Origin of the sequence: Marinobacter santoriniensis NKSG1, from assembly GCF_000347775.1 — a bacterium.
In the GTDB taxonomy this organism is placed as follows: Bacteria; Pseudomonadota; Gammaproteobacteria; order Pseudomonadales; family Oleiphilaceae; genus Marinobacter; species Marinobacter santoriniensis.
On record NZ_APAT01000003.1, the window covers coordinates 1 to 18,783 of the forward strand.

20 protein-coding genes and 1 other RNA gene are annotated in these 18,783 nt (G+C 57.7%); 18 read left to right on the forward strand and 3 right to left on the reverse strand.

Annotated elements, in window-relative coordinates:
• Nucleotides 1-93 precede the first annotated feature (93 nt).
• From MSNKSG1_RS00020 to MSNKSG1_RS00075, 12 genes are all read left to right on the forward strand, one after another.
• A complete protein-coding gene (locus MSNKSG1_RS00020) occupies nucleotides 94-1,644 on the forward strand; it encodes a 2-isopropylmalate synthase (protein WP_008937170.1) in 1,551 nt (516 codons plus the stop codon).
• Between the two features lie 15 nt (nucleotides 1,645-1,659).
• The gene (locus tag MSNKSG1_RS00025; protein WP_008937171.1) at nucleotides 1,660-2,460 is read left to right on the forward strand and encodes a hypothetical protein; all 801 of its coding nucleotides are present in this window, start codon (nucleotides 1,660-1,662) and stop codon (nucleotides 2,458-2,460) included.
• A complete protein-coding gene (gene rimI, locus MSNKSG1_RS00030; RefSeq protein ID WP_008937172.1) occupies nucleotides 2,460-2,945 on the forward strand; it encodes a ribosomal protein S18-alanine N-acetyltransferase in 486 nt (161 codons plus the stop codon). Before MSNKSG1_RS00025 ends, rimI begins: the two co-directional genes overlap by 1 nt.
• A gap of 96 nt (nucleotides 2,946-3,041) precedes the next feature.
• Nucleotides 3,042-4,622, forward strand: coding sequence for a peptide chain release factor 3 (prfC, locus tag MSNKSG1_RS00035; RefSeq protein ID WP_008937173.1), 1,581 nt, complete (start codon nucleotides 3,042-3,044; stop codon nucleotides 4,620-4,622).
• A gap of 23 nt (nucleotides 4,623-4,645) precedes the next feature.
• The gene (locus tag MSNKSG1_RS00040) at nucleotides 4,646-5,431 is read left to right on the forward strand and encodes a TatD family hydrolase (RefSeq protein ID WP_008937174.1); all 786 of its coding nucleotides are present in this window, start codon (nucleotides 4,646-4,648) and stop codon (nucleotides 5,429-5,431) included.
• A gap of 204 nt (nucleotides 5,432-5,635) precedes the next feature.
• Nucleotides 5,636-6,064, forward strand: coding sequence for a 50S ribosomal protein L13 (rplM, locus tag MSNKSG1_RS00045; protein ID WP_008937175.1), 429 nt, complete (start codon nucleotides 5,636-5,638; stop codon nucleotides 6,062-6,064).
• A gap of 12 nt (nucleotides 6,065-6,076) precedes the next feature.
• Nucleotides 6,077-6,469: a 30S ribosomal protein S9 gene (gene rpsI / locus MSNKSG1_RS00050; protein WP_008937176.1), complete on the forward strand. Its 393-nt coding sequence runs from the start codon at nucleotides 6,077-6,079 to the stop codon at nucleotides 6,467-6,469.
• A 246-nt stretch (nucleotides 6,470-6,715) separates the two neighbouring features.
• On the forward strand, nucleotides 6,716-7,309 hold the full coding sequence (gene petA / locus MSNKSG1_RS00055; RefSeq protein WP_008937177.1) for a ubiquinol-cytochrome c reductase iron-sulfur subunit: 594 nt from the start codon (nucleotides 6,716-6,718) through the stop codon (nucleotides 7,307-7,309).
• The gene (locus MSNKSG1_RS00060; RefSeq protein WP_008937178.1) at nucleotides 7,309-8,541 is read left to right on the forward strand and encodes a cytochrome b; all 1,233 of its coding nucleotides are present in this window, start codon (nucleotides 7,309-7,311) and stop codon (nucleotides 8,539-8,541) included. The genes petA and MSNKSG1_RS00060 overlap by 1 nt, the downstream gene beginning before the upstream one ends.
• Nucleotides 8,541-9,299 (forward strand): cytochrome c1, encoded by a 759-nt coding sequence (locus tag MSNKSG1_RS00065; RefSeq protein ID WP_008937179.1) that lies wholly within the window; start codon nucleotides 8,541-8,543, stop codon nucleotides 9,297-9,299. The genes MSNKSG1_RS00060 and MSNKSG1_RS00065 overlap by 1 nt, the downstream gene beginning before the upstream one ends.
• Before the next feature lie 107 nt (nucleotides 9,300-9,406).
• Nucleotides 9,407-10,036, forward strand: a complete 630-nt coding sequence (locus MSNKSG1_RS00070; RefSeq protein ID WP_008937180.1) for a glutathione S-transferase N-terminal domain-containing protein — start codon at nucleotides 9,407-9,409, stop codon at nucleotides 10,034-10,036.
• Nucleotides 10,037-10,085: 49 nt separating this feature from the next.
• The gene (locus tag MSNKSG1_RS00075) at nucleotides 10,086-10,493 is read left to right on the forward strand and encodes a ClpXP protease specificity-enhancing factor (RefSeq protein WP_227497915.1); all 408 of its coding nucleotides are present in this window, start codon (nucleotides 10,086-10,088) and stop codon (nucleotides 10,491-10,493) included.
• Between the two features lie 52 nt (nucleotides 10,494-10,545).
• Here MSNKSG1_RS00075 and MSNKSG1_RS00080 read toward each other — a convergent pair whose 3' ends face one another.
• The 3 genes from MSNKSG1_RS00080 to MSNKSG1_RS00090 are packed head-to-tail and all read right to left on the reverse strand — an operon-like array spanning nucleotide 10,546 to nucleotide 13,434.
• Nucleotides 10,546-11,136: an SIS domain-containing protein gene (locus MSNKSG1_RS00080; RefSeq protein WP_008937182.1), complete on the reverse strand. Its 591-nt coding sequence runs from the start codon at nucleotides 11,134-11,136 to the stop codon at nucleotides 10,546-10,548.
• Between the two features lie 8 nt (nucleotides 11,137-11,144).
• Nucleotides 11,145-11,510, reverse strand: a complete 366-nt coding sequence (locus MSNKSG1_RS00085; RefSeq protein WP_008937183.1) for a YraN family protein — start codon at nucleotides 11,508-11,510, stop codon at nucleotides 11,145-11,147.
• A 28-nt stretch (nucleotides 11,511-11,538) separates the two neighbouring features.
• Entirely contained in the window at nucleotides 11,539-13,434 is a 1,896-nt protein-coding gene (locus MSNKSG1_RS00090) for a penicillin-binding protein activator (RefSeq protein ID WP_008937184.1), read from the reverse strand.
• A gap of 131 nt (nucleotides 13,435-13,565) precedes the next feature.
• On the opposite strand from MSNKSG1_RS00090, the gene rsmI reads away from it, so the two are divergent.
• From rsmI to MSNKSG1_RS00115, 6 genes are all read left to right on the forward strand, one after another.
• Entirely contained in the window at nucleotides 13,566-14,462 is an 897-nt protein-coding gene (rsmI, locus tag MSNKSG1_RS00095) for a 16S rRNA (cytidine(1402)-2'-O)-methyltransferase (RefSeq protein ID WP_008937185.1), read from the forward strand.
• A 60-nt stretch (nucleotides 14,463-14,522) separates the two neighbouring features.
• Nucleotides 14,523-14,872: RNase P RNA component class A (gene rnpB / locus MSNKSG1_RS18605), an RNA gene on the forward strand.
• 300 nt (nucleotides 14,873-15,172) lie between these two features.
• The gene (gene mraZ / locus MSNKSG1_RS00100) at nucleotides 15,173-15,625 is read left to right on the forward strand and encodes a division/cell wall cluster transcriptional repressor MraZ (protein ID WP_008937187.1); all 453 of its coding nucleotides are present in this window, start codon (nucleotides 15,173-15,175) and stop codon (nucleotides 15,623-15,625) included.
• The gene (gene rsmH / locus MSNKSG1_RS00105) at nucleotides 15,622-16,575 is read left to right on the forward strand and encodes a 16S rRNA (cytosine(1402)-N(4))-methyltransferase RsmH (protein WP_008937188.1); all 954 of its coding nucleotides are present in this window, start codon (nucleotides 15,622-15,624) and stop codon (nucleotides 16,573-16,575) included. Before mraZ ends, rsmH begins: the two co-directional genes overlap by 4 nt.
• A gap of 19 nt (nucleotides 16,576-16,594) precedes the next feature.
• The gene (ftsL, locus tag MSNKSG1_RS00110) at nucleotides 16,595-16,999 is read left to right on the forward strand and encodes a cell division protein FtsL (RefSeq protein WP_008937189.1); all 405 of its coding nucleotides are present in this window, start codon (nucleotides 16,595-16,597) and stop codon (nucleotides 16,997-16,999) included.
• A gap of 41 nt (nucleotides 17,000-17,040) precedes the next feature.
• On the forward strand, nucleotides 17,041-18,780 hold the full coding sequence (locus MSNKSG1_RS00115) for a peptidoglycan D,D-transpeptidase FtsI family protein (protein ID WP_040886485.1): 1,740 nt from the start codon (nucleotides 17,041-17,043) through the stop codon (nucleotides 18,778-18,780).
• The last annotated feature ends 3 nt before the right edge of the window (nucleotides 18,781-18,783 follow it).

Below are 18,783 nucleotides of genomic sequence, written 5' to 3' on the forward strand. Positions count from 1 at the left end.
AAATTCCGTTAAAAGCCTGCACCACTACATGCCGGGCATCGGTGATATACTGGCTCAAAATAATCCTCTCCAATGTCTGATGGGAGCGCATCGATGTCGGCAACCGAACACCTTGTGATTTTTGACACAACCCTTCGCGACGGCGAGCAAAGCCCGGGCGCCACCATGAACAAGGCGGAAAAGCTCCGCATTGCCAAGGCCCTGGAGAAGCTCCGCGTCGACGTGATCGAGGCAGGGTTTGCCATCGCGAGCCAGGGTGACTTTGACGCCGTCAAGTCGATCGCAGAAACCATCACCGAATCGACTGTCTGCAGTCTGGCGAGGGCGCTGGACAGTGATATTGATCGGGCTGCGGAAGCCATCCGGCCTGCTGAGCGGGGACGGATACACACGTTTATTGCGACCTCGCCGATCCACATGAAGCACAAGCTCCAGATGGAGCCTGCCGAGGTGGTCGAGCAGGCGGTTCGCGCGGTCAAGCGGGCCCGAAGTCACGTTGACGACGTTGAATTTTCCTGTGAAGACGCGGGGCGCTCGGAGCTGGATTTTCTCTGCCGGATCATCGAGGCCGCCATTGATGCCGGGGCCCGCACGATCAACATTCCCGACACTGTGGGTTATGCGATTCCGGAGCAGTTCGGTGAAACCATTCGCCAGATCATGAATCGTGTGCCAAACGCCGATAAAGCCGTTTTCTCTGTGCACTGTCACAACGACCTGGGGCTCGCCGTTGCCAATTCACTGGCGGCCGTCACCCAGGGAGCCCGTCAGGTGGAGTGCACCATCAATGGTCTGGGCGAGCGTGCCGGAAATGCCGCGCTCGAAGAAATCGTCATGGCCGTGCGCACTCGCCAGGATCTGTTCAACATCGATACCCGCATCGATACCCAGCATATCGTGCCGGCATCACGTCTGGTGTCGACGATTACCGGGTTCCCGGTGCAGCCCAACAAGGCCATCGTCGGGGCAAACGCCTTTGCACACGAATCTGGTATCCACCAGGACGGCGTGCTGAAGCATCGTGAGACCTACGAGATCATGCGAGCCCAGGATGTCGGCTGGCACACCAACAGTCTGGTCCTTGGCAAGCACTCCGGCCGGAATGCGTTCCGGACCCGGCTGCTGGAGCTGGGCATACAGTTCGATACCGAAACGGAGTTGAACGAAGCCTTTACCCGCTTCAAGGCACTGGCTGACCTGAAGCACGAGATCTTTGACGAGGACCTGCAGGCCATTGCCAGCGATACCCGTCAAAAGGAAGAGGAAGGTCCCTATGGCCTGGTGTGCATGCAGGTGTGTTCCGAAACCGGCGTGGTGCCACGGGCCAGCCTGACGATCTCGGTCGAGGGCAAGGAACACAAGGTCGAGGCAGAGGGCAGCGGTCCGGTGGACGCCACGTTCAAGGCCATCGAATCCCTGGTTGATTCCGGCTGCAATCTCCAGCTGTATTCGGTCAATGCCATCACCAGCGGCACGGACGCACAGGGCGAGGTTACCGTTCGGTTGGAGCGGGGTGGCCGGATCGTCAATGGCGTGGGTTCAGACACCGACGTGATTATCGCCTCGGCAAAAGCCTATATCGAGGCCCTGAATCTGATCAGCCGGGGTGGCATTCGCCAGCACCCTCAGGTTGCGGATGTCTGATTTGCAGGTAGCCTGATGACGAGAACCGAAGCCGAACGTCAGTTTTATCTGGGCGTAACGGGCGTGCGACTCTGGTACGCCAGAGAGCCACTGCCCGGAGCTGCACCAAGTCCGGATTTTGATTTTGGCGATACCGCCCCGGCTCCTCAGCCAGCCAGGGAATTGGAGTTGAAGGAGCCGGTGCAGCCTGAGAAGCCGGAAAGCTCTCCGGCCCGCACGGTCAATCTCAGGGCCCTTATGGATGGTGTGTCCCAAGAGGCTTCAGAGGTTGGCGGAGGCGACGCCTCGCCCTTGCCGGTCAACCGTGCTCTGGCTGAGACTGCAGTGAGCGCGTCGCCCGCAGAGGCCAGCGACGATGAAGGTGTTGAGGCGTCAGAAGATCGGTTGTTGATCCGGCTTGAACTTCAGGTATGGCTGGGTCGCCAGTTCGCGCTGATCTCCGATCTTTCGTCGGACGCGAGTCTTCGCCTGCAGGACACCCTGGCCCGGAACATCCTCAAGAGTGTGGGGGATGAGGTCGTTCAGGTCCTCGGCCCTCTGCACTGGCCGGTTTTTAATAACCCGGTGGTGCCCGGAAGCCGCATGGAAGAACTGATCGACGTTGCCCGGGCCATGCTTGCTCCCTGTGTGGATCAGCGTTCGTTGCTCCTCGGAGTGCCCGGAACAAACGAAGAGGAAGGCGGAGTTCACTGGCTCTCTTCGGCGACCAGGCAGGCGCCGATGCTGGAGTTCTCCCATTCGCTCGCCCAGATCGCTGGCGACCCCGCCCTGAAGCGTGAGCTCTGGTCCTGCCTGAAACCGCTTGTACGAAGCTGATGGACGGGACGCGCTCCTACCGGGCAATGCAGGGCATCGATTTCGTATTTCGGCCGCTGCAGCCAGAGGATCTTCCCGAAGTGCTGGAAATAGAGCGCCAGGGATATGCTCGTCCCTGGTCCGAATCCGTCTTTCTCGACTGCTTCAGGGACAATTACCGGCTGTGGGCGATCTGTCATGGGGACCGGTTGGTCGGGTATGCCATCGTTGCCTATCAGTTCGATGAGGCCCACCTGCTGAACCTTTGCGTAGGGCGGGCATCCCGTGGTCAGGGTGCGGGGCGTGAGCTGCTGAGATATCTCGTGGCCCGGTCCATTCACGATGGCATGCACCAGGTTCTTCTGGAGGTACGGAGGAGTAATGAGGGGGCCGCGGCGTTGTATTTAAGCGAAGGGTTCGAAGAAATTGGCGTGCGCCCCGGCTACTACCCGGGTGTCGATGGTGCTGAGGATGCCCGCGTGATGAAGCTCGATCTCCATACCTGAGCGCTTCCTCCAGCCTGCGCCGGTTCACGCAGGCGGTGCTTAACCTTTATACTTGTACGCTTTTCAAATCCTTTTATTCCGGGTGCCATTCAGACTATGTCCAATCTTTCCCAGGAAGTGGCCAAACGCCGTACGTTCGCCATTATTTCACACCCTGATGCTGGTAAAACGACCATCACGGAAAAGGTGTTGCTGTTCGGTCAGGCGATTCAGAAGGCCGGTACCGTCAAGGGCAAGAAATCGGGACAGCATGCAAAATCCGACTGGATGGAAATGGAAAAGGAGCGGGGGATTTCCGTAACGACCTCGGTCATGCAGTTCCCCTACCACGATCGACTGGTCAATCTGCTGGATACCCCGGGGCACGAGGACTTTTCCGAAGACACCTACCGGACACTGACAGCGGTGGATTCGTGTCTGATGGTTATCGACAGTGCCAAAGGCGTCGAGGAACGGACCATCAAACTGATGGAAGTAACACGGCTCCGGGATACACCGATTCTGACCTTTATGAACAAGCTGGATCGGGACACCCGCGATCCGGTTGAATTGATGGACGAGGTCGAGGACGTTCTCAAGATTGCGTGTGCGCCGATCACCTGGCCCATCGGCATGGGCAAGAATTTCAAGGGCGTGTATCACCTGCTGCGTGATGAGGTGATCCTGTACCAGTCGGGCCAGGGCCACACAATCCAGGAGAAGCGAGTAATCAAGGGACTGGACAATCCGGAACTCGACGAGGTTATCGGAGCCTATGCCTCTGATCTTCGGGATGAGATCGAGCTGGTCAAAGGCGCTTCCCACGAATTCGACATTGACGCCTTTCTGGCCGGCCAGTTGACGCCGGTGTTTTTCGGAACGGCTCTGGGTAATTTCGGTGTCGACCATATGCTCGATGGTCTGGTGGAATGGGCGCCCACGCCCCAGCCTCGGGAAACGGATCAACGTCCGGTTCAGCCCACCGAAGACGGGTTCTCGGGCTTTGTGTTCAAGATCCAGGCAAACATGGATCCCCAGCACCGCGACCGCATTGCCTTCCTTCGCATTGTGTCAGGAAAGTATGCCCAGGGAATGAAAGCCCGCCATGTTCGTATCGGCAAGGACGTCCGGTTTTCCGATGCCCTGACCTTCATGGCCGGTGACCGTGAACACGCTGACGAGGCGTTTGCCGGAGATATCATCGGGCTGCATAACCACGGCACCATCCAGCTTGGGGATACCTTTACCGCCGGTGAGGATATGAAGTTCACCGGTATTCCCAACTTTGCGCCGGAGCTGTTCCGCAGAATCCGGCTCAAGGATCCGCTCAAGGCCAAGCAGTTGCAAAAGGGGCTGATTCAACTGTCGGAAGAAGGGGCGGTTCAGGTATTCCGGCCGCTCAAGAACAACGATCTGATCGTGGGCGCGGTTGGCGTATTGCAGTTTGATGTGGTGGTTGCCAGGTTGAAGAGCGAATACAAGGTGGATGCCGTGTATGAGCCTATCAACGTTGCCACGGCGCGTTGGGTCGGTTGTGACGATGAGCGGAAACTGGACGAATTCGAGCGCAAGAACAACGACTATCTGGCCCTCGACGGCAGTGATCGGCTGGCCTACATTGCTCCGACGATGGTCAACCTCAACCTGGCCCAGGAACGTTATCCGGATATCCGTTTCCAGAAAACCCGGGAGCACTGAGCCGGTTGCGGGCGGAGGCAGGCATGAGAATGATCGACGCCCATTGCCACTTTGATTTTCCCCGTTTTGAAGGGGAGCGCGACGAGGAATGGGCTCGCGCCCGGGCCCTCGGAGTGCTGGGCGCAGTAATACCCGGAGTTCGGCAGCCGGACTGGGAACGCGTTCGCCGGGTGGCCAGCGCCCATCGCGGACTCTGGTACTGCCTGGGTGTCCATCCCTGGTTTGTGCAGGAGCACTCGGAACGGGATCTTCAGCGACTGGAGGACAAGCTTGCTTCGAGAGAGGCTGCTTGCGTAGCGCTCGGAGAGTGTGGTCTCGACCGTTTGCACGGATCGCTGACCGAGCAGCTACCATGGTTCGAGCAACAGGTGGCCCTGGCTGCCAGGCTGGAGGTGCCGCTCGTTGTTCACTCGGTCAGGACCCATGACGAGATCCATAGTGCACTCCGTAGGGCCAACTGGACCGGGCGTGCGTTGATTCACGGGTTTTCCGGCAGCTATCAACAGGCCGCCAAGCTGGTGGACCTTGGTTGTTATATCGGCATTGGCGGAGTGATTACCCACGACCGGGCCCGCAAAACCCGTGAAACCGTTGCCCGCCTTCCGACGGATTGCCTGGTTCTGGAGACGGATGCTCCGGACATGTCACCGGCCGGGGTCGCTTCGGGCCGGAACTCCCCGGTGTATCTGCCCCGGATTCTTGAGACGCTCGCGGAGCTGCGGGGCGTGGAGGCGTCGGGGCTCGCCCCGGATCTTCTGGCCAACGTGTGTTCGCTCTATGGTTGGCGGGAGAGGGATCTGCCGTCATAAGGGAATGACGAAACAGCGTCAGACGGGGTTGGTTTTCCCGGGGGGTTGGAGTATACTTCGCGCCCTGGCTTTTCAAGGTGATGGTGCTATCTCAGCCCCGAATGGTACCACTGCCAACATTACAGGTACGAACCTCCTCCGGATGCCTTGCATTTACCGGTGGTGGTTTTCAACGTTTCTTTTATAGCGTTCAAGGCGGAATCAATGAAGACTCTGAGTGCGAAACCAGAAACAGTAAAACGTGACTGGTACGTTGTAGACGCAGCCGGCAAGACGCTGGGTCGTCTGTCAACAGAAATCGCCCGTCGTCTGCGGGGCAAGCATAAGCCTGAGTACACCCCTCACGTGGACACTGGCGACTACATTGTTGTGATTAATGCCAGCCAGGTGCAGGTTACCGGCAAGAAAGCATCTGCAAAGATGTACTACAGCCACACCGGCTTTCCGGGTGGAATCAAGTCCATCAATTTCGAGAAGCTGGTAGACAAGGCTCCCGAGCAAATCATTCAGAAGTCTGTCAAAGGCATGCTTCCGAAAGGCCCGCTCGGTCGTGCCATGTTCAAAAAGCTGAAAGTCTACGCAGGCGCTGAGCACCCTCACGCAGCCCAGCAGCCCAAAGAACTCGACATTTAACGGAAGGCGGATATGTCTGTAGCACAAAATTACGGTACTGGTCGCCGCAAGAACTCCACGGCTCGCGTCTTTATCAAGCCGGGTAGCGGTAACATCACCATCAACGGTCGCACCATCGAGCAGTTCTTCGGTCGTGAGACTCTGCGCATGATCGTTCGTCAGCCGCTCGTGGTTGCCGAGTCTACCGATCGTTTTGACATCAACATCACCGTCAAGGGTGGTGGCACCAGTGGCCAGGCGGGCGCAATTCGCCACGGTCTGACCCGTGCACTGATGGATTACGACGAGACACTGCGTCCGGCATTGCGCAAGGCTGGTTACGTGACTCGCGATGCTCGTGAGGTTGAGCGTAAGAAGGTTGGTCTGCGCAAAGCGCGTAAGCGTCCGCAGTACTCCAAGCGTTAATTCTGCGTCGCAGAAACGCTCAAAAAACCCGGCCTTCGAGCCGGGTTTTTTTGTGTCTCAGAGAATTGTCAGCAAATTGATCTGGAGCAGAGAAGCGCCGCCCGGGCCACCTTTCCGACTTGTAAGGTTCTGGTAATTTCATTACCATTTGGGCGCTTACATTTTTGGGTTGTGAAGTCCTTTTAGATGCCTGCAGTCAGCCTCTTTGAAGCGGTTGGAGGCATCTCCTGATGGGAGAAAACCATAATGAATAATGGCGACGTGAGCCAAGGCCGGCGCCGATTCCTGATCGGTGCCACGTCTGTGGTGGGAGGAGTCGGCGTCGTCGGTGCGGCCGTTCCGTTCGTGGCATCCTGGAATCCCAGTGCCAAGGCCGAAGCTGCCGGTGCACCGGTAACCGTCAATATCAGCAAGATTGAGCCGGGCCAACAAATTACCGTTGAATGGCGCGGTAAGCCGGTGTGGGTCGTCCGTCGTACGCCGGAGATGCTGGAAAACATCAAGAAAATGAATGATGAGGTCAAGGATCCTGAATCCAAGGAGCCCCAGCAGCCGTCCTATATCGAAGGCATCTACCGTTCGCTGAAGCCCGAAATCGTTGTGCTGGTTGGTATATGCACTCATCTGGGGTGTGTGCCTACTTACCGTCCGGAAGTTGCCCCCGAAGACCTCGGCGAAGACTGGCTGGGTGGTTTCTTCTGTCCGTGCCACGGTTCTCATTACGATCTGGCCGGTCGGGTATGGCAAGCTCAGCCTGCTCCCCTGAACCTGGAGGTGCCGCCTTATCGCTACGACGATGAGTCGACCCTGACGATTGGTCTTGATCCGGAGGCAGCGTAATGCAAAAGCTAATTCAATGGGTAGACGACCGTCTTCCAATCGTCGACGCCTGGAACAAACACCTCGCCAAGTATTACGCGCCGAAAAACTTTAACGTGTGGTACTTCTTTGGGTCACTCGCGATGCTGGTTCTGGTCAACCAGCTGGTGACCGGTATCTGGCTCACCATGAGCTACAACCCGACTTCTGAAGGTGCCTTCGCATCTGTTGAATACATCATGCGGGATGTGGAGTGGGGCTGGTTGCTTCGCTATCTGCACTCAACCGGTGCTTCCGCCTTCTTCATTGTTGTATACCTGCACATGTTCCGTGGCCTCATGTACGGTTCGTACCAGAAGCCCCGCGAGCTGATATGGATTTTCGGTATGCTGATCTACCTCGTGCTGATGGCCGAGGCGTTCATGGGTTACCTGCTGCCCTGGGGTCAGATGTCCTACTGGGGCGCCCAGGTTATCGTGAACCTGTTTGGTGCTATCCCGGTCATCGGTGACGACCTGTCACTGTGGATTCGGGGCGACTATCTCATTTCAGGCATCACGCTCAACCGATTCTTTGCCCTGCATGTGGTTGCCTTGCCGATCGTGTTGCTTGGTCTGGTGGTACTGCACATTCTGGCGTTGCATGAAGTGGGTTCCAACAACCCCGACGGCATCGATATCAAGAAGAACAAGGACGAAAACGGTATCCCGAAAGACGGTATCCCGTTCCACCCTTACTACAGCGTGCACGACCTGCTCGGTGTTGCTGTTTTCTTCTTCATCTTTTTCGTGGTGGTGTTCTTCTTCCCGGAGATGGGCGGCATCTTCCTCGAGAAGCCGAACTTTGAACCCGCGAACCCGCTCAAGACGCCTGCACACATTGCGCCGGTGTGGTATTTCACACCCTTCTACGCCATGTTGCGTGCGGTTACCGTGGATCTCTTCGGTCTGCCGGCCAAGTTCTGGGGCGTGGTTGTGATGGGTGGTGCCATCGCCATTCTGTTCGTGCTGCCGTGGCTTGATCGGAGTCCGGTGCGCTCAATCCGCTACAAGGGCTGGCTGAGCCGGATTGCCCTGGCGATCTTTGCGGTGAGCTTCGTGATTCTCGGGTATCTCGGCCTGGTTCCGGCGACGGAAGGTCGTACCACCGTTGCCCAGATTCTGACGGTGCTCTACTTCCTGTATTTCATCCTGATGCCGTTCTATACGCGCATCGAGAAAACCAAGCCAGTTCCAGAGAGGGTGACAGGATAATGAGAAAGCTGATTGTTGCTTTTGTTTTCGCGGTCCTGCCAGCTTTTGGGCTGGCAGCTGGTGGCGCCGGGGTTCCGATGGACCATATGGAGCCGGATCATGCCAACAAGGCATCCCTGCAGCGGGGTGTGGCGTTGTTTACGAACTATTGCATGGGATGTCACTCCATGCAGTATGCCCGTTACAAGCGGGTTGCCAACGATCTGGGTATTCCGGAAGATCTGTACGAGCAAAACCTGATCTTCACTGATGCCAAGATTGGCGAACTGATGAAGAACTCCATGAAAAAGGACATGGCTGCAGGTTGGTTTGGCGCTCCGCCGCCTGATCTGACGCTGGAAGCCCGTCTTCGTGGTGAGTCCTGGGTTTATTCCTACCTTCGCGGATTCTACAAGGATGATACCCGGCCGACAGGTGTCAACAATGTGGTATTCCCGAACGTTGGCATGCCGCATGTCCTGGTCAGTCTGCAGGGCCTGTGCGGCGTGAAGCCGAACGTGGGTGTCCCGGCCTCGGTCGAACCGCTCAGTGGCAACATCAATAATGGAGAACTCTGCCCGAGTTATGTGTCTGAGGGATCCATGTCCGAAGCAGAGTTTGATCAGGCCATGTACGACCTGACCAACTTCCTGTCTTACACGGCCGACCCGGTGAAGCTGGAGCGTGAGCGTCTGGGGATCTTTGTTCTGATCTTCGTGGCGATCTTCTTCGTCTTCGCTTATCTGCTCAATCGTGAGTACTGGAAGGACGTGCACTGAGAAATAGGGTATAATCCCGTTTCCTGAATTCCAGCGGACGCGTAAGGGTCCGCTGGAATTTTGCATTTTCAGGGTTTTTTCGGTTTGTTTACTCGTGAGGTAGTTCTATGGGCGTTGTGACCAAGCGGTCATCAATGACGTTTTTCTCGGACCCGGCCAGTCATTACAGCCACCGGGTACGCATTGTCCTGGCTGAGAAAGGGGTCACCGTTGATATTGTCGATGTCGATCCCGACAACCCGCCTGCGGAACTCGCAGACCTGAATCCCTACAACGCGCTTCCGACTCTGGTTGACCGGGATCTGGTTCTGTATGAGCCCAACATCATGATGGAATATCTTGATGAGCGCTTCCCGCATCCGCCTCTGCTTCCGGTGTATCCGGTCGCCCGAGCAAACAGTCGACTGATGATTCATCGTATCCAGAAGGACTGGTGCGGGCTGGTGGACCAGATTCTGGCCCAGCCGAATGCCAAGGCTTCTGAAGCGGCCCGCAAGGAACTTCGTGAAAGCCTGTTGGCGGCGGCTCCCCTGTTCGGGGAAATGCCGTTTTTCATGTCAGAAGAGTTCACCATTGTGGATTGCTGCATTGCTCCGATCCTGTGGCGACTGCCGGCTCTGGGCATCGAGCTGAATGAGAAGCAGGCCAAGCCATTGTTGAAATACATGGAGAGCATCTTCGGCCGTGAAGGATTCAAGGCCAGCCTGTCGGATCTTGAAGAAGATATTCGCAGCTGAATTCTCGCCCATCAGCAGGAGTTAGGCAGTGTCGGAAAACAAACCTTCCATGACATCCAGTCGGCCTTATCTGGTCCGGGCTTTCAATGAGTGGATTCTGGATAATGACTGTACGCCCTATATCGTTGTGGACGCAGGGGTGCAGGGTGTTCAGGTTCCGACGGAGCATGTGGCCAATGGTCAGATTGTTCTGAACATCAGCCCGGGCGCGGTAAGAAGCCTCGTCATCGGCAATGGCGCGCTGGAATTCAGTGCCCGTTTTGGCGGAGTGCCGATGCAGGTCTTCATTCCTTTGCAGGCGGTGATGGCGATTTACGCCAAGGAAAACGGTGAGGGGATGGTGTTTGGCAGTGAGCCTGGCACGCCCGATCCGGACGGTCCCGGAGAAGATGGTGATGGTTCCGGTTCTTCTGAAGAGCGCCCATCGGGACGACCGACCCTCAAGGTCGTCAAATAGACGAGACTTGTTTGATACTGAAAAAGCCAGCATTCGCTGGCTTTTTTTCTATCTAGCCGCCGAAAATTTTCTGGTCGATCAGGCGACACAGCGTGTTGAGCACGAGCAGCATTAGTGGAGGGGCGTCGACAATGCCAAGATTGTTGAGAGCAATTTCGTGGTCTTCCGGGTGCAGCAGCGAGGTAATGTCAGACTTTTCTCTCGCGCTTACGACGACGACCTGCATTTCCCGGTCGTGGGCAGCCTGGATGGCCTGAATCAGGTTGGCCTTGTGGCCATCCTCGACGATCACCAGGAGGAGGTCCCCGGGCTTCCCGATGGCGCGGACCTGCCGGGAAAAAGTGTCGTTAAACCGGTTGTCCCTGCAGATGGCGGAGTAGGTGGTTGCATCGGCCCCCAGGTTGATAGCCGGCAGGGCCGGGCGGTCGTGCTCCAGCCGATTAAGCAGGGTGGTGCAGAAATACTGGGTGAGAATGTTGGCGCTGCCGTTGGCGCAGGCGATCAGTTTGCCGTCCTGCAGCAGGGCATTCACCATGGCATCCGCCACAGGCTCTATCTGCGGTAACGCGGTACTTGCCGTCTGCGCGGTCAGCTCCATGTGGGTCGCAAACCATTGGCTGATCTGTTGTTCAGTATCTGTCATTGCCTGTTTTAACCTGCCTGGATAGCATTTTTGATCCACTGTATCCGATATTTGCTGGTGGTTCCCGGGGTGATGCCTATGACGTCGATCCGACTGGTGCAATCCCACAAGCCGTGCCGGTGCAGATAAAATGCCGTGGCGCGAAGTAGCTTCCGTTGCTTGGGATAAGTAATGGACGTCAGTGGATCGATCAATCGACCCTCTCCCCGGAAGCGAACCTCGAAAAAGACGAGAGTGCTTCCATCTCGGCCAATCAGGTCGATTTCTCCGCCCCGGTTGTATACATTCTGGTCGGTTATTATGACGCCCCTGCTTTTCAGATATCGGGCAGCGACGCCTTCATAATGGTTCCCAATGCCTCTTTTGCCTTCCATGGCTCAGCATCCCGTTAAAAGTCTCTGTTCAGGGAGTGCGTTCCCCGGTGGCGCCGTTGGTCACGTCGGTGGGCTGTCCGTCCCCGGCAGACTCCTCGTCGGGTCCTGTTTCCGGCTCTGACAGCACGACAGGTACGCCATTTTTGAACTGTGCCCAGAGTTGTTCACGCTGGATGCTCCCCTGGCGGTTCATGGTGAGCGTACCGGTCTGGCCATTGATGGCAGCACCGTCCACCTGGCGCAACAAAGGCAGGCGCTTGCCCAGTTGCCACGCGTCGGCGCCCATGGCAAACAGGCGGCCGAGCTGGCCTCGGGTGCCCTTCAGGTATTGGGCTGCCTCATCTCTGAATTCGTCATTGTCGTCGAGGACCCAGGGAATGTCGGTGAAGGTCACGTCATTCAAGTCCCGGTCGCGCGTCGGGTCCGGTGTGCCCTCGTAGACAATGGAGGGCGAATAGACGGGTAGATCGCCTCCGTAGTAGAAGGCGAAGAGCGGTTTGAACTGTCGTGCGATGGTGGGCAGCGCGACCATGACAATGGCGTCGGCATCCTGGCGCCGACGTGGTTCAAACTCCACGTTCAGGCCGATTGTCCGTTCCACCTGAATTGCCCTGTCCCGGGAGGCGTTGATGCCCAGAAGTGCCGCTGTGACGGCCCGAAGATTATCCTCCGGGAAAAATCGTTCAACATCCAGCGCAATGGCGTCGTTCTCTGACAATCTGTCCAGCAGTGCCTTTTCGACGCGGTCTCCCCAGTCCCCCTTGGGAATGAGCGCAAGAACCTGATTCAGCCCTTTCGCCGCGAGTCGATCGGCTATCTGTCGGGCTTCGTCCCCCGCTGACAGCCCGAACTGGTAAAGGCCCTCTGGTGCTTTGGTGTCCTCAGGCAGGTAATTCAGTCCAAGAACGGGAACTGGCAGTGTGTGCAGCGCACTGAGGCTCGTCAGTGCCGATTTTTCCAGGGGGCCGACAATGAGGTCGAAGTCCTGGGACGAAAGGTCCCGGTAGAGTTCGCTAAAGGGTTGTTTGGCCGTGTTGAATATCCGGATTTCGGTTTTACTGCGATCCACCGACTGGTCGAGGTAGAACGCGGAAAGGAAGCCGTCACGGATGGCGCGTCCCGCGTTGGCCAGGTCGCCGTCCAATGGCAGCGCAAGGGCTATTTTTTCAGGGCGACTGGTGGCGAGCGTGGCGATCAGCTGCAGTTCCGAGGGCAGGACCTGAGCTGCGGGGTGTCCGGGCCAGTTGTTCTGCCATCGGCGCACAATCCTGCCCTGTTCGTCCAGGTTCGCACCCGGCGCGCGCAGAAGGGCGGCCAGTTCCAGCCAGCCCTGGCTTTCATAACCGATGGACTTGGCGTTTGCCTCATCGAGAGCCTGGTCCGGTACTTTTTTAAGCAGTTGCCAGATCCGATCGTGAAGCGCCTGGATATCTGCGGTGGCGTCGGCTTGTGTCAGCAGGATGAGTGTCAGTGCCGCGTCCAGCGGCTTGCCTGCGAGCTCGAATGTTTTTGCCTGGAGGTTGGCCGCCCGGGACAGCAACTCCGCAGAATACCGGGTGAAGCTCTCCGGCGAGAGTTGACCGGCCAGCGTTTGCGCCCAGGGGCGGTCGTCCAGAGCGACGGCGCTGTCCATGGCCAGTAATTGCCTCTGTTGCTCAAGTTCCGGGCCCAGCTGGCTTAACTGTTGGCTCTGGAGTATGGTTCGGGCGCCAGTATGATTGCCCTGTTTCTGCAGGTGGTTCGCGCTTTTCAGCAGGAATCGCACCGCCGTGTCGCGATTGTCCTCCTGGCTGGCGAGGTTGATGGCCTCGTCTGCCGTTTGCGCAACGCGGGACTGGAGGTTGACGGTGGCACATCCCGATAGAGAAAGGACGAACAGCAAAACGCTGGCCACGGCGGACTGGTTGATTGACTTCTTGATCATGACAAGCTTGGCTCACTCCGGATCGTTGGGCTTGTGGCGCCGCATTAACGGTGGCAAGTTTAACAGCTCCGGGGGCAATTCACATGACGTTGCTTTCACGGAGCACCGATTCCGCAAGTGGAGTAAGACGATTGAGTAAATCTGTGGCCGAACCATCCTCCCCGAACCCGGTCTCTGCTTCCGGTCCTGGCACTCTCTATATCGTGGCAACGCCCATCGGTAACCTTGAAGATCTGTCGCCCCGTGCAGAGCGCGTGCTCTCGACCGTTGACCTGGTCGCGGCTGAAGATACGCGTCATACCGGCCGTCTGCTTCAACACTTCGGAACCCGCAAGCCGATGATTGCTCTTCACGATCACAATGAGCGGGAGCGCTATCAGAGAGTGCTCGATGAGCTGCAGGCGGGTAAGAGTGTGGCTCTGGTTTCCGATGCCGGGACGCCGTTGATTTCGGATCCGGGGTACGTGCTGGTCCGGGAGGCTCGGGCCCTGGGGGTGAAGGTGAGTCCCGTGCCGGGTGCCTGCGCGGCGGTGACGGCGCTCAGTGCTGCGGGTCTGCCGACCGACCGTTTCCTGTTTGGTGGTTTCCTGTCGGCCAAGCGATCCGCCAGAAAAGCAGCGCTTGAGTCCCTGCGTCGTGAGCTGGCCACTCTGGTGTTCTACGAGTCTCCACACCGTATCCTCGAAGCGCTGGCTGATATGGCTGATGTCCTGGGCGACACCCGAGAGGTCGTTCTCGGGCGGGAGTTGACCAAGGCATTCGAGACCTTCTATAGCGGCTCCCTGGCGGAGGTCATCGAAGCGCTGCAGTCCGATGCCCATGGGACACGGGGTGAATTTGTTGTCATGGTGCGCGGCTATGAGCCCTCCGGCGAGCCTCAATCCGAATCGGCGCTGGACGAGGACCGATTGCTGGAGCTGTTGCTTCGTGAGTTGCCGGTCAAGAAGGCCGCACGGGTGGTCGCGGACCTGACCGGTGGGTCGAAAAACGAGCTTTATCAGCGGGCCCTCTCGCTCAAGGAGCGTTGAGGTCTCTCCGGGAATGAGGTTTTCCTTGCAAGCAGTCAGGGGCGGGAGTATCGTCACGCCCGAGCTCGCCAGACAGTCGCCGCCGGTTTTCCGGGGGAGGAAAGTCCGGGCTCCGCAGGGCAAGGTGCCAGGTAACGCCTGGGCGGCGCGAGCCGACGGAAAGTGCAACAGAAAGTATACCGCCTAAGCGCCTTCGGGCGCCGGTAAGGGTGAAACGGTGCGGTAAGAGCGCACCGCGTGGCTGGCAACAGTCCACGGCGATGGTAAACCCCACCTGGAGCAAGACCAAATAGGAATCCAATGGCGTGGCCCGCGCTGGATTCGGGTAGGTTGCTTGAGGCCTGTGGTGACGCAGGCCCTAGATGAATGACTGTCCAAGACAGAACCCGGCTTATCGGCGAGCTCATTTTTTTCGATCTGTGATAGCCTTCATTATCAGTCCCTTCCTGTTATAGCCAAAAAATCTTAAACCTCATTTCAAGTATTCAGAACTCCCTGCAGGTATTTGATTTTCTTTCTTTTCTTATCTGTAACCTTTCTCTCTGGTCGATCCGTCCTCTGTAACCTCTTGTCATAAAAGGAAGTTTTGTCACTGTGGCGCCGTTTGCGGCGCTTGCATTGTGTATTGCGTGTTTCTATAGTGTGCAGAAGTGGGAAAAAGTGGTTAGTAGTGGTTTTTTGTGGATATCAGGCACCTTGAGACGGCGTAAATGAGCAATTTTCTGGGCAGTCATGCCATCAACATGGATGCGAAGGGTCGCCTGGCGATCCCCGCCAAGGTCCGCGAGTCGCTCTCGCAGATCTGCGATGGCCGCATCGTGGTGACTGCCAATGCTGATGAAGAGCGCTGTCTGCTGGTCTATCCCGAACCCGAATGGGAGGCACTTCGGCCCAAAATCGAGGCCTTGCCGAACATGCACAAGGCCGTAAAGCGCCTTCAGCGTCTGTTGCTGGGTAATGCGGCCCCGATGGAGTTGGACTCCGCGGGCCGGATCCTGATTCCGCCCACGCTGAGAAGCTATGCGCACCTAGAGAAAAAGCTGATGTTGATTGGCCAGGGGAAAAAACTGGAGCTCTGGAGCGAAGAGCGCTGGTTTGCCTGGCTGGATGAGTCCTCCGGGGATGACGATATGCCGCCCGAAATGGAGGCTCTGTCGCTATGACATCCGATGACAAAAATACGTTTGCGCACCGTTCGGTTTTGCTGGATTCGGCCGTGGATTATCTGGTGACCGATCCCCAGGGGCGTTACATCGACGGAACATTCGGTCGGGGAGGCCACAGTCGCCTGATCCTCGATCGGCTTGGTGATCAGGGTCACCTGCTTGGTTTTGACAAGGATCCCGAGGCGATCAAAGCGGCCGAATCCCTGGCCGCTGAAGATGCCCGCTTCTCCTGGTTTCACGGTTCCTTTGCCGAAGTTGCTTTGGCGATGGCCCGCCGGGACTGGGAACAGGTGGATGGTGTCCTGCTCGATCTGGGCGTGTCTTCACCGCAGCTGGACGATCCCACGCGGGGATTCAGTTTCATGCGGGACGGTCCGCTCGATATGCGGATGAATCCGCATCAATCGCCCAGCGCCGCGGAATGGCTCGCGCAGGCGGATGAGCAGGACATTGCCAATGTGATCTGGCGATACGGAGAGGAACGATTTTCCCGCCGTATCGCCCGTTTCGTTGTGGAGCGCCGACAGGAAGCGCCCATTGAGACCACTCGCCAGCTGGCTGAACTGGTCAGTGAGGCAGTGCCAAAAAAGGAAAAGCACAAGCATCCGGCTACCCGGACGTTTCAGGCTATCCGGATCTTCATCAATCGGGAGCTTGAAGACCTTGAAGTCTGCCTGAGTGCCGTTGCGGAAAGGCTCGCGCCGGGCGGGAGGCTGGTGGTTATAAGTTTCCACTCCCTGGAGGACCGGCTGGTCAAGCGGTTTATGCGGGACCTGGCCCGTGGGCCAAAGTTGCCGAAGGGGATACCGGTAACGGCTGATCAGGAGCGGTCCGCATTTCGTCTGGTTGGCAAGGCGAGCAAGGCGGGCGATGAAGAAATCAGTGATAACGTTCGGGCCCGCAGTGCAGTGATGCGGGTGTTGGAGCGGATTGACGTTAACGAATGAACGCGAGGAGCGCGTAACCATGGGCGCGGTAGCCATAGAACAGCCGGTCAAAACGGCGAAATCGAGCAAACGCAGGGTGCGGGAAAGTGTCGCGACCGCTGTCAGGCTCTCCCGGCAGGTCTTTGATGCGCTGGGTCAGAAACAGGTGATGATTTCTCTGGTCCTGGTGGCTGTGTTGGTGGCGTCTGCGATCGGCGTGGTTGCCAGCGTCCACCAGAACCGGGATCTGTTCAATACATTGGCTCAGCTACAGACCAAGCGGGATCAGTATCACCGGGAATGGAGCCAGTTGTTGCTTGAGCAGAGTGCGCTCAGTGCGCACGGGCGAGTGGAAAAGCTGGCATCCGAACGATTCGGGATGGTGGTTCCGGGACGGGAAGATATCGTTCTGGTACCGATGATGTCTCCGTCTTCCGTGCACTGAAACGATAACAAGAACATTCACAAACCGTCAGGGTGAACGATTTGTCCGGTCAGGGAGCGAAACCCACATGGAGCCAGAAAGCGGCTGTCAGCCAGAAAGGCTGGCGGTTCGGCGCCGTGCTGGGCGTTTTCCTGGTGGTGATGGCAGCCCTGGTCTGGCGCCTGGTCGATCTGCAGGTCGTTGATCATGAGTTCCTTCGCCAACAGGGTGATGTGCGCACCATCCGGGTCGAAAAAATCGACGCCCATCGTGGTGTGATTACTGACCGTCATGGCGAACCGCTGGCCGTGAGTGCACCGGTACAGACTATCTGGGCGAATCCCTCCCAAACCGATCCGGACGAGCCTAGGCTCGCCAGTCTCGCGCGTTTGATGGGAATGAGTGAAGCTCGTTTGAGGCAGCGTCTTCGGGACTATTCCGGTCGCGAATTCATCTATTTGCGCCGAAAAGTCCAGCCGGATCTGGCCCGGCGGATCATGGATCTGGACATCAGCGGTGTCTACAGCCGTCAGGAATATCGGCGTTATTACCCGGCCGGCGAGGTGACGGCCCACGTTGTCGGCTTTACCAATATCGACGAGCAGGGTCAGGAGGGAATGGAACTCTCCTACAACGAATGGCTTTCCGGTAAGCCGGGCAGTAAACGGGTGCTCAAGGATAATCGTGGGCGTGTCATCAAGGATCTTGCACTGATTCAGGACGCGGAGCGGGGGCACGATCTGCAGCTCAGTATCGATTTGCGTCTCCAGTACCTTGCCTACCGTGAGTTGAAGGCAATGGTGAACGCCCAGAATGCAAGGGGCGGCACTCTGGTCATGCTGGACGTCGATACCGGCGAGGTTCTGGCAATGGTGAACCAGGGCTCCTACAACCCGAATGACCGGAGCCAGTTGGATCCCGCCAATCTGCGCAACAAGGCAATTACCGACCTGTTCGAGCCCGGCTCCACCATGAAGCCCATAACCATGGCCGCTGCGCTGGAATCGGGCAAGTATTCGGTAGGCGATGTGGTTGATACCAATCCCGGGTATCGGCGTTTCGGTCGTTTCACGATTCGGGATCACCGGAACTATGGGGTGCTCAGCCTGACGGACATCATTGTGAAGTCCAGCAACGTCGGCATCAGCAAAATCGCCACCGAACTCGGTGGCGATGCCATAAGGGATCTTTACAGCCGTGTCGGGCTGGGTGAGCCGACCGGCGTCGGGTTTCCCGGTGAGGCGGTCGGAGTTCTGCCGGCCCCGCCGAAATGGCATCCGGTGGACGAAGCAACGCTTTCCTATGGATACGGTATGAGCCTGAACGCACTACAACTTGCGCAGGCCTACATGGTGCTGGCGAACGGGGGCATAAAATATCCCCTGAGCCTGCTCAAGGTTGATAAAAAGCCAAAAGGGCATCGGGTGTTATCGGAGCACGTCACTGCAGAAATCCGGAAAATGCTGCACGGTGTGGTCGAGCGCGGAACCGGTACGCGGGCAGACCCGGGTCTTTATTCTGCGGGCGGCAAGACGGGAACCGTTCACCTGGTTGGCAATCAGGGTTATGAGGACAATCAGTACAAGGGCATTTTTGCCGGCATGGCGCCCATGGATAATCCGCGAATTGTGACGGTTGTGGCCGTTGATGCGCCGCAGTCCGGGGAATACTACGGCGGCGAAGTGGCTGCCCCGGTATTTGCCCGGGTTATGAGTGACGCTCTGCGACTGCTGAATGTGAAGCCAGAACTGGAAGTGTCGGGTTCCCATTCCGGATCCCGGCCGACCGGGGAGCGAGGTTAGGCC

Excerpts from the sequence above, each read along its gene's own strand:
- MSNKSG1_RS00020 (WP_008937170.1), top strand. The coding sequence starts at position 94 with ATGTCGGCAACCGAACACCTTGTGATTTTTGACACAACCCTTCGCGAC.
- MSNKSG1_RS00025 (WP_008937171.1), top strand. The coding sequence starts at position 1,660 with ATGACGAGAACCGAAGCCGAACGTCAGTTTTATCTGGGCGTAACGGGC.
- rimI (WP_008937172.1), top strand. The coding sequence starts at position 2,460 with ATGGACGGGACGCGCTCCTACCGGGCAATGCAGGGCATCGATTTCGTA.
- prfC (WP_008937173.1), top strand. The coding sequence starts at position 3,042 with ATGTCCAATCTTTCCCAGGAAGTGGCCAAACGCCGTACGTTCGCCATT.
- MSNKSG1_RS00040 (WP_008937174.1), top strand. The coding sequence starts at position 4,646 with ATGAGAATGATCGACGCCCATTGCCACTTTGATTTTCCCCGTTTTGAA.
- rplM (WP_008937175.1), top strand. The coding sequence starts at position 5,636 with ATGAAGACTCTGAGTGCGAAACCAGAAACAGTAAAACGTGACTGGTAC.
- rpsI (WP_008937176.1), top strand. The coding sequence starts at position 6,077 with ATGTCTGTAGCACAAAATTACGGTACTGGTCGCCGCAAGAACTCCACG.
- petA (WP_008937177.1), top strand. The coding sequence starts at position 6,716 with ATGAATAATGGCGACGTGAGCCAAGGCCGGCGCCGATTCCTGATCGGT.
- MSNKSG1_RS00060 (WP_008937178.1), top strand. The coding sequence starts at position 7,309 with ATGCAAAAGCTAATTCAATGGGTAGACGACCGTCTTCCAATCGTCGAC.
- MSNKSG1_RS00065 (WP_008937179.1), top strand. The coding sequence starts at position 8,541 with ATGAGAAAGCTGATTGTTGCTTTTGTTTTCGCGGTCCTGCCAGCTTTT.
- MSNKSG1_RS00070 (WP_008937180.1), top strand. The coding sequence starts at position 9,407 with ATGGGCGTTGTGACCAAGCGGTCATCAATGACGTTTTTCTCGGACCCG.
- MSNKSG1_RS00075 (WP_227497915.1), top strand. The coding sequence starts at position 10,086 with ATGACATCCAGTCGGCCTTATCTGGTCCGGGCTTTCAATGAGTGGATT.
- MSNKSG1_RS00080 (WP_008937182.1), bottom strand. The coding sequence starts at position 11,136 with ATGACAGATACTGAACAACAGATCAGCCAATGGTTTGCGACCCACATG.
- MSNKSG1_RS00085 (WP_008937183.1), bottom strand. The coding sequence starts at position 11,510 with ATGGAAGGCAAAAGAGGCATTGGGAACCATTATGAAGGCGTCGCTGCC.
- MSNKSG1_RS00090 (WP_008937184.1), bottom strand. The coding sequence starts at position 13,434 with ATGATCAAGAAGTCAATCAACCAGTCCGCCGTGGCCAGCGTTTTGCTG.
- mraZ (WP_008937187.1), top strand. The coding sequence starts at position 15,173 with ATGAGCAATTTTCTGGGCAGTCATGCCATCAACATGGATGCGAAGGGT.
- rsmH (WP_008937188.1), top strand. The coding sequence starts at position 15,622 with ATGACATCCGATGACAAAAATACGTTTGCGCACCGTTCGGTTTTGCTG.
- ftsL (WP_008937189.1), top strand. The coding sequence starts at position 16,595 with ATGGGCGCGGTAGCCATAGAACAGCCGGTCAAAACGGCGAAATCGAGC.